The organism is Burkholderia sp. KCJ3K979 (assembly GCF_016759955.1).
GTDB lineage: Bacteria > Pseudomonadota > Gammaproteobacteria > Burkholderiales > Burkholderiaceae > Burkholderia > Burkholderia orbicola.
Genome location: NZ_JACFYV010000357.1, coordinates 1 through 3,668 on the forward strand (window position 1 = coordinate 1; position 3,668 = coordinate 3,668).

The 3,668-nt window shown below is 69.5% G+C and carries 3 protein-coding genes and 1 pseudogene; all 4 read left to right on the forward strand.

All coding sequences use genetic code 11. The features are described 5' to 3' along the window. Positions 1–148 precede the first annotated feature (148 nt). A complete protein-coding gene (locus H3O04_RS34490; protein WP_202589425.1) occupies positions 149–1,354 on the forward strand; it encodes an efflux RND transporter periplasmic adaptor subunit in 1,206 nt (401 codons plus the stop codon). A gap of 5 nt (positions 1,355–1,359) precedes the next feature. Further along, positions 1,360–2,058, forward strand: a complete 699-nt coding sequence (locus H3O04_RS34495; RefSeq protein WP_053525292.1) for an ABC transporter ATP-binding protein — start codon at positions 1,360–1,362, stop codon at positions 2,056–2,058. Positions 2,059–2,079: 21 nt separating this feature from the next. Continuing rightward, positions 2,080–3,234, forward strand: a complete 1,155-nt coding sequence (locus H3O04_RS34500; RefSeq protein WP_202589426.1) for an ABC transporter permease — start codon at positions 2,080–2,082, stop codon at positions 3,232–3,234. A gap of 12 nt (positions 3,235–3,246) precedes the next feature. Next, positions 3,247–3,668: pseudogene (locus H3O04_RS34505) on the forward strand (ABC transporter permease); the annotation flags it as partial.

The following is a 3,668-nucleotide window of genomic DNA, read 5'->3' on the forward strand; positions in this document are numbered from 1 at the left end:
GCGCGGGCCGGACGTACCGCCGACGCACGGCGCCGCAAACCGGCTCGCGCGGCGCCGGGGCGACGCTTATACTGGCGTCCATCCGTCCCTTTCCCTGGAAACCGGATCGCGGCCGGTCACACGACCCCGCCGTCTCGAGGCGCTCAAATTGCCCGACCACAATCTGGACAAACTGAAAATCGACCGGCGTCCGATCGCACCGGTGCCGCGCCGGCGCCGGTGGGCCCGCTACGCGGTCGCCGCCGCGCTGATCGTCATCGCGATCGGCGCCGGCCTCGCCCTCACCGGCCGGCCGACCGTCGACACCACCTCCGTCACGTCCGCCTACCCGTACCAGAACGACACGCAGCTCAATGCGACCGGCTACGTCGTGCCGCAGCGCAAGGCCGCGGTCGCGTCGAAGGGCCAGGGGCGCGTCGAATGGCTCGGCGTGCTCGAAGGCACGCGCGTGAAGAAGGACGAGATCATCGCGCGCCTCGAAAGCAACGACGTGCAGGCGTCGCTAGCCCAGGCCCGCGCGCAGGTGCAGGTCTCCCGCGCGAACCTCGGCGTCGCGCAGGCCGAACTGAAGGACGCCGAGATCGCATTGCGCCGCACGTCCGCGCTCGCGCCGAAGGGCGCGGTGCCGGCCGCGCAGCTCGATATCGACACGGCGCGCGTGAACAAGGCGCGCGCGACGTTCAATAGCGACCAGGCCGCGATCGTGTCGGCCGAAGCGAACGCGCAGGCCGCGCAGGTCGCGGTCGACCAGACGGTGATCCGCGCGCCGTTCGACGGCATCGTGCTCGCCAAGCATGCGAACGTCGGCGACAACATCACGCCGTTCTCGTCCGCGTCGGACAGCAAGGGCGCGGTCGTGACGATCGCGGACATGGAAACGCTCGAGGTCGAGGCCGACGTCGCCGAATCGAACATCGCGAAGATCCGCGCGGAGCAGCCGTGCGAGATCCAGCTCGACGCGCTGCCCGACCTGCGCTTCGCGGGCCGCGTGTCGCGCATCGTGCCGACCGTCGACCGCTCGAAGGCCACCGTGCTCGTGAAGGTGCGCTTCGTCGACCGCGACGAGCGCGTGCTGCCCGACATGAGCGCGAAGATCGCATTCCTGTCGAAGCCCGCGACGCCGCAGGACCGGCAGCCGGTGACCGCCGTGCAGGCGAGCGCCGTGGTCGAACGCGACGGCCGGCCGGTCGTGTTCGTCGTGAAGGACGACGCCGTGCATGCGGTGGCCGTGACGAAGGGCGCGAGGATCGGCGAGCTCGTCGCGGTGCGCGGCGTGAAGCCCGGCGACACGGTCGTGCTCGCGCCGGGCGCGAAGCTGAAGGACGGCGCGAACGTGACCGTCGCGAAGAAGTAGCACGCGTGAACGACGCCCCGCCGCCCCTCGTCGAGCTCAGCCACGTCGCGAAGTCGTATCGGCGCGGCAACCAGATCGTGCCCGTGCTGACCGACATCTCGCTCGACATTGGCGAAGGCGACTTCGTCGCGCTGATGGGGCCGTCGGGTTCCGGCAAGAGCACGCTGCTGAACCTCGTGGCCGGCATCGACCGGCCCGACAGCGGCGAACTGCGGGTCGGCGGCCTCGACATCTCGCAACTCGCCGAGGCGCAACTGGCCGAATGGCGCGCGGCGAACGTCGGCTTCATCTTCCAGTTCTACAACCTGATGCCGGTGCTCACCGCGTTCGAGAACGTCGAGCTGCCGCTGATGCTCACGCCCCTGTCGCGCCGCGAGCGGCGCGAACGCGTCGAGCTCGTGCTCGACATGGTGAATCTCGGCGACCGCACGAGCCATTACCCGTCCGAGCTGTCGGGCGGCCAGCAGCAACGCGTCGCGATCGCGCGTGCGCTGATCACCGATCCGGTGCTGATCGTCGCGGACGAGCCGACCGGCGACCTTGACCGCGCGTCGGCCACCGACGTGCTCGCGATGCTGCAGCGGATGAACGCCGAGCTCGGCAAGACGATCATCATGGTGACGCACGACGCGCATGCGGCCGGCGCCGCGCGCTCGCTCGTCCATCTGGAAAAAGGAGAGCTGATCGATGGGCACGCCGGCTGACCGGCGACGGGAGCGCGCGCGATGTTCGTGCTGAAGCTGATCGCGCGCAACGCGCTGCGGCACCGGCTGCGCACGCTCTTGACCGTGCTCGGGCTCACGATCGCCGTGCTCGCGTTCGGGCTGCTGCATACCGTCGTCGACGCGTGGTACGCGGGCGCGGCGGCCGCATCCAGCGGCAGGCTCGTCACGCGCAACGCGATCTCGCTGGTGTTTCCGCTGCCGGTCAGCTACGAGAACCGCATCCGCGGCGTGGACGGCGTGACGGCCGTGGTGCGCTCGAACTGGTTCGGCGGCATCTATCGCGACCCGAAGAACTTCTTCGCGAGCTTCGCGGTGTCGGACAACTATCTCGACCTGTATCCGGAATTCATCCTGCCGGCGCAGCAGCGCGCCGACTACGCCCGCGACCGCCGCGGCTGCCTCGTCGGCCGCCAGCTCGCGACGCAGTTCGGCTTCAAGGTCGGCGACGTGATCCCGCTGAAGGGCACGATCTATCCGGGCACGTGGGATTTCGTCGTGCGCGGCATTCTCGACGGTCGCGACGATTCGACGATCACGCGCCAACTGGTGTTCCACTGGGACTACCTGAACGAGACGGTGCGCAAGCGCACGCCGAAGCAGGCCGACCAGGTCGGCGTGTTCGTGCTCGGCGTCGCGAACCCCGACGACGGCGCGTCGATCGCGCGCAACGTCGACGCGGTGTTCAAGAACTCGCTCGCCGAGACGCTGACCGAGACCGAGCAGGCGTTCCAGCTCGGCTTCGTCGCGATGTCGAACCAGATCATCGCGGCGATCCGCCTGGTGTCGTACGTCGTGATCCTGATCATCATGGCCGTGATGGCCAACGCGATGGCGATGAGCGCGCGCGAACGCACGGCCGAATACGCGACGCTGAAGGCGCTCGGCTTCGGCCCCGGGTTCCTCGCGCTGATCGTGTTCGGCGAATCGGTCGTGATCGCGGTGGCCGGCGGCGGGCTCGGGATTCTCGCGACGCCGCCCGCCGCGAGCCTGTTCAAGCAGGCGGCCGGCGGGATCTTCCCGGTGTTCAAGGTGTCGACCGAGACGGTCGTGCTGCAGGCCACGTGTTCGGTCGCGGTGGGCCTCGCTGCGGCAATCGTGCCGGCGTGGCAAGCGGCGCGCGTGCGCGTCGTCGAAGGCCTGCGGGCGATCGGGTAGAGAGAGGCGCGCATGGCGATCCCGCTCACCTACATCGCACGCAACCTGTGGACCCGGCGGCTGACCACCGCGCTCACCGCCGGCGGGATGGCGCTCGTGATCTTCGTGTTCGCGACGGTGCAGATGCTCGATGCCGGCCTCACGAAAACGCTCGTGTCGACCGGCGAACCCGACAACGCGGTGGTGATCCGCAAGGGCGCCGAGACCGAGATCCAGAGTTCGATCGACCATCAGCAGGCGAATGCGCTGGAGATGCACCCGGCCGTCGCGCTCGGCCCCGACGGCCGGCCGCTCGTATCGAAGGAAGCCGTCGTGCTGATCTCGCTCGTGAAGACGTCGACCGGCAAGCCGTCAAACGTCGTGATTCGCGGCGTGTCGCCGGCCGGCCTCGCGCTGCGCCCGCACGTGAAGCTCGTGGCCGGCCGCCCGTTCGC